This is a genomic window from Vibrio sp. 1078-1 (assembly GCF_033340475.1).
Genome location: NZ_JAWOWM010000243.1, coordinates 1 through 773, shown reverse-complemented (window position 1 = coordinate 773; position 773 = coordinate 1). Strand labels below are relative to the sequence as shown.

Annotated in this window: 1 pseudogene; it reads right to left on the bottom strand. The window is 48.3% G+C overall.

What is annotated here, in order from left to right:
• Nucleotides 1–773: pseudogene (locus R7190_RS26880) on the bottom strand (transglycosylase domain-containing protein); the annotation flags it as partial.

Below are 773 nucleotides of genomic sequence, written 5' to 3'. Positions count from 1 at the left end.
TGATCAATTCGCAACTCTTGGATTGGCTGCCCAAAGTAGTAGCGTGATGCTAAGCCAAAACCGTGGATCGCTTCGCCGCCGCTTTGACCCAAATACACTTCATTGAGGTAGGCTTCTAAAATGCGGTCTTTGCTGTAACGGTAGTCAAGAATACGCGCAATATAAGCTTCGCGCACCTTACGCCACAGCGGTTTATCACGGGTTAGAAATAAGTTTGTCGCTAGCTGCTGCGTTAAGGTACTGCCACCTTGAACGGTGCGACCCGCTTTGATATTCGCCACTAAAGCACGGGCAATAGCCAATGGTGAAACACCATCATGCTGATAGAAGTCTCGGTCTTCTGTCGCCAACAAGGCATCAACTAAAATTTCAGGGAATTGGTCACGACGTAAGAACAGACGTTGCTCATCACGATCTTTTTCAAGCATCCCCAGCATCTTTGGCTCAAGGCGCAAGTAGCCCAGATCGCCTTTTGACTATAAAGACTGACTACGATCCCAACAGCTGTCTGAGAAGTGCAGCATGACGTGGCGATCCGGTTCTGGGCCATCAGCAAATTCAAAAGGACGGCGGATCAGTTCAACGCGAGTCGAAGAAGAAGAATACTCACCAGGGTAACGAGGCTGGCTTACCTTACGGTAGTTCAGTACATCTAATTCGTTGCGAAGTTCTTGAATGGTGATGTTTTCACCTGGATTGAGGTTCAAAATGCGCGCGTACACAACGGTAGGCAATTCGAATAGCTGCCCATCAAAGCGTTCTTTAACCACACT